At 42.7% G+C, this 4,306-nt stretch carries 5 protein-coding genes; 4 read left to right on the top strand and 1 reads right to left on the bottom strand.

The genetic code is table 11. The features are described from left to right. Positions 1-353: T9SS type A sorting domain-containing protein (locus tag RI557_RS11430; RefSeq protein ID WP_310683883.1), on the top strand; the 353-nt coding region annotated here is incomplete at its 5' end. 5 nt (positions 354-358) lie between these two features. On the opposite strand, the gene RI557_RS11425 is transcribed toward RI557_RS11430, so the two are convergent. Then, positions 359-1,924 carry a phospholipid carrier-dependent glycosyltransferase gene (locus RI557_RS11425; RefSeq protein ID WP_310667734.1) on the bottom strand — a complete coding sequence of 522 codons (1,566 nt, stop codon included), beginning with the start codon at positions 1,922-1,924 and terminating at the stop codon, positions 359-361. Positions 1,925-2,055: 131 nt separating this feature from the next. Here RI557_RS11425 and RI557_RS11420 point away from each other — a divergent pair, with 131 nt between their 5' ends. Genes RI557_RS11420 through RI557_RS11410 form a run of 3 tightly spaced genes read left to right on the top strand, consistent with a single transcriptional unit; the run spans position 2,056 to position 4,051 of the window. After that, positions 2,056-2,703, top strand: a complete 648-nt coding sequence (locus RI557_RS11420; protein ID WP_310683881.1) for a hypothetical protein — start codon at positions 2,056-2,058, stop codon at positions 2,701-2,703. Between the two features lie 8 nt (positions 2,704-2,711). Continuing rightward, the gene (locus RI557_RS11415) at positions 2,712-3,380 is read left to right on the top strand and encodes a hypothetical protein (RefSeq protein WP_310683879.1); all 669 of its coding nucleotides are present in this window, start codon (positions 2,712-2,714) and stop codon (positions 3,378-3,380) included. Further along, positions 3,377-4,051 (top strand): hypothetical protein, encoded by a 675-nt coding sequence (locus tag RI557_RS11410; RefSeq protein ID WP_310667737.1) that lies wholly within the window; start codon positions 3,377-3,379, stop codon positions 4,049-4,051. The genes RI557_RS11415 and RI557_RS11410 overlap by 4 nt, the downstream gene beginning before the upstream one ends. Positions 4,052-4,306: the final 255 nt, after the last annotated feature.

Here is a 4,306-nt window from a genome sequence, read left to right as displayed (position 1 = left end):
CTGATCAGGATTATGAGTTCTATGTCTTTACAGTTTGCAACAGCGGACAAAGTCCGTTAGCAGGACCAGGATCTTTTACTACTCTCACAACCGGTTTAGCAGAACAGCGCAGAGATAAACTCAAAGTTTATCCAAACCCTGCTGAGAACGGCTTTTACGTAATGAGAAAGCAAACAACCAACAGCATTATTACCGTTTACAATGTAACAGGTAGCGTAGTCTATGAAAAAGATCTAACTAGCACATTGGGCCCTGTACTTGTTCCAACAGCCAATTGGCCAGGCGGAATGTATGTCGTTCAACTCAAGAAAAACGAGGAGATTCTGGAGAGTGAAAGGGTTGTTGTGAGGTAGAACGCTTATTGGTTCTGACCATTACCACTCACAGCATTATTCCTGTTTTGCATATACGCCTGGGCATTGAACTGAAACAGCATAGTAGGAGGGTTCTGATAATTCAAAACCCGTGGAAATGCGTAACTGTGCTTTTTGATAGCCGGCAACAGGTACTTGTAAGTTGAACCGTAACCTAATGATTCCAATACCACGTAATCTGCACCGTTTTCAACGAGATCATCCATTAATACGATATCATCCCGCGTAAATTCGTGTTTGAGCACATGCCTATCAGCAAAAAGGTAGAACATATTGGGTTTGCGAGCGATGATGAGCGCGTCCTGTGGTGTGTTCTTTTTACACCATTCTGCAACGCGGAAATACTGCTTGAACTGTGGTGGATAATCGCTCTCAGCCCGCAAATTTTGAAACTGCATCCCTGGCAATCCAAGTAATACAACAACCACGACTGCCGCAACTCCCCATTCCTTTTTGAAGTACTTTTGAGTGAGCTTATTGACCACGATGAAAAGTCCGAAAAACGTCATAAACATAAACAGTGGAACCAGGTGAATCATAAACCGGCTGCTGGACCATACCTGAGGCCAAAAGATGAGTACAAAAGCCGTAAATAGGAAGAAAGCCGTCATTAGCCATTTTTCCTTAATCGATTTAATTCCAATCACGATCAGAGCCAGGATTATCAAACCCACAATACCGCCCAAAAATGTGTTTTCCTTGATCGATTCCTGGACAAACGGCACAACGGTAGAGGGGATGATGTTGGTTCCGTATTTCGTTATGTTTTCAACGGCTCTATCAACGAGATCTGAAAAGCCAACTGTCCCGAGAGACTTATCGTACGGATTAACAGCGAGCAATTGCCCCACATAATTGCTTCCGCCAGTAGATTTGAAAAAACTGGGACCCACACCGCCAAGGAAAACCAAACCGGCAGTTATGGTTTGTGGCCAGTTTTTGCGCACGAGCATTGAAATACCCACGGCTCCGATCGTGACAAAACCGAGTGTTTTCAGGTAAAAGCCGTAGATCAAACTAAATAGCATCACGTAAAAACTCCAGCGTTTGTACCAGGGATCAGTTTCGCTGTGAATAAATTTCACGTAGCTGAATAGCCCCAAAGTGGTAAAAAACAAAAACGGGACTTCACTCATGATGATAGTCGCCTGTCGCATGAGAACGGGGTTGAAAAATATTGCAAGTGACCCTATGAAAGCCAGGTTATTACTGGAAACCAGCTTCTTGTAGAGTTGGAAAGACATGATTCCCGTAGCAAACAGTAAAACACCATTGAAAATTTTGATCCCCACCAAACTCTTGATTCCCAGCTTCATCAATCCTGCAATGAGCAACGGATAGCCGATGGGGAAGTGGCTGTGTGGCGGCATATCAGGGTGAACTGGCGAAACGTAGCCGAGTCCGTCAGCTAATGCTTTACCCAAAATAAAATAGGAAGCATTATCGCCATTGAGGTCGAGTTTAGAATCAAAAACATAAAAGTAGATGAGCAAAAATGCCACTAAAAAAATAGGATAGAGGAGTTGGTTGTTTTGCGTCTTTTCTTTCATAGCAGGACAAATTAAGCGAAAAACCACTGAATATAAACGGAAAAAATGAAGTCAATTATTTTGGTCAGAACCGCAATTCATTCAGGAACGCGATAAATTGCTATATTTGGGACTTGACAAAAAACGTAATCATGAGAAAAGCCTGGTTATTCATTGCTTTAGCAATCCCCTTCATGTGGGTAGCCTGTGAAGAAGACACTTTGAACCAAAGTATTCCCAAAGATCAACCCCTCGATGAAAACTGGGGAAAGGGTGATTCGGTACCTCTGGTGAGTAATTTTTACTTTCAGGGAAAGATCGACTCTCAGATGTACACAATTCAATACGGTATTCAGAATTACGGAGTACTTTTCGATTCTATAAAATACGGTTTGTGCGATACATCAAACAATTTCATGGGATTCAATACTACGCTCGGCTCAGCACTAAACAAATCGTTAACGCTCAAGTTTTTGTCCTGCATTCCCGATTCTGCAGATTCAATCACGAACCGCAGTTCAATTTACCTGGGAGCTTATCCATTTGGTAGTCATGAACTCACGAATTTTAGAGAAGGAGTGAAGGTAGAGTGGGTAGATGAAGAAGGAACTACCTGGAGCAGCAGACCGGGAACCGGAGCTTCTTCGAACTTTAGGTTTCAGATCCTCGATATGGCACCCGATACAACAATGCTGGGTGATATTTACGTGACCGGAGTAATGGATTTACGTCTCTACAACGGTACGCGTTCAATACCGGTTGAACGAGGAGAATTCAGATTGCCACTCAACGGATTTTAACACACGCTATGCGAAATATTTACTTCACATTACTTTTTGCCTTTTCAATAAGTTTAGGCTTTGTTAGCTGTGACTCTGACGATGACGTTCCGCCAAAGCGCAATTCATTATCGGGAGATACCAATAACATCTTCATTCCAAAAGATTTGTTTTTGCGCTATAACCTCGATGATACAACTAAGTTTTACGAGCACGGTTATACGGTTATTAGCGAGTCTCGCGCTTACCGAAACGGCTATTGCGATACTTTTAATTTACAGGATTCGCTGGCGAGCTTTATCCAGGTTGAAACAGGTGTTTTTCACGATCCCTCAACGAGGAAAAGAGCATTTTACATCGATTTCATCAACTGTATTCCGCAAGAATCAACTGAAGAGGAGATCAAAGAAATTATGTTTGATCCCGGTGAGTACGATTATGTAACGAATAATAATAAAACCGGTGGTATCAGAATTCGCTATTACGACAAGGAAGGAAACTTGTGGACGACATCGAGCGGACCAAACAGCGGTTCTTATTCTGAGTTCCTATTATCTGCTATAATTGAAAGTCCAGATGGTGACGAGCGATTTGGAAACTATATCATGTTTGGTGAATTCTCCTGTAGGTTATACAGAGGTGGACAATCCATGACGATCACCAAAGGACGCTATAAAATGTATATTGGAGGACTATGAAACGCCTGACTTACTATATAACTTTAGGTTTTATTGCATCAATCGGTTTGTTGCAGAGTTGTGACGACCGTGTTGAATTTTCAGAATATCCTGAACAAGAACCGGATACTACGTTGCCGGCTCTGAACCACGATATAATGTTCAGCGCGAGAATCGGTTCTGACTCACTCATTTACCGCGATCTTATCGGGAGCGAGATAGGGAATGGGGTAAGTAGCTTTTACGGAGGCCTGTGTTTTACCGATACGAATGGTTTCACTTACGACTCCAGGATGCAGGGCTTTAACTTTGGTCCGCACAACGATTCTGCTTCACCGCGTGTCATCGATTTCCAGCTTTACGGCTGTATTGTGGATACGTTAAACGCGAGAAGAGACGGACTCATCGACCTCAAGCAATACGATGCAGGTAACATCAACAGTGGCACGAGCGGATTCATGGTAACGTATATCGATCAAAACTACAAGGTGTGGAGCACACTCCGCGAAGACACCATTCCTGATACACAATCCGGCTCACTCACCATTACCGATCTCATCGACAATTACGATGGCTTTTCTCGTTACAAAGCAGCCGGTAATTTCTCAAACATCCAACTCTACGATACGGCTCAAAATGTCTTGCTCATTGAAGGCGGTCAATTCGTAACCAGGGTTGGGAAGTATTATTGATTGCATCTGTCGTGTCATCTTGATAAAACCATACTTTTATAAAAGTCAGGCTATAAATTCGCAGGTCAGTGGTGGGTAAAAAAATGATCACCCATTTTCATTCGTTTATTCTTGTTTTTTGGCTTGATCCAAAAAACAGAAAGATCAAGGCTCACGGAAACTTTGCTCGAATTTCTAGCAGTCGATCGTCCCGCAGCAAGTGCGTGGATGTAAGAGTCACCAAGTAGCTGATTTTTTTAGCTACTAAGTTTTTCT

The organism is Salibacter sp. (genome assembly GCF_031581065.1).
GTDB lineage: Bacteria > Bacteroidota > Bacteroidia > Flavobacteriales_G > Salibacteraceae > Salibacter.
Note: the sequence above shows the minus strand (reverse complement) of the source record. Positions and strands in the feature narration are given on the sequence as shown.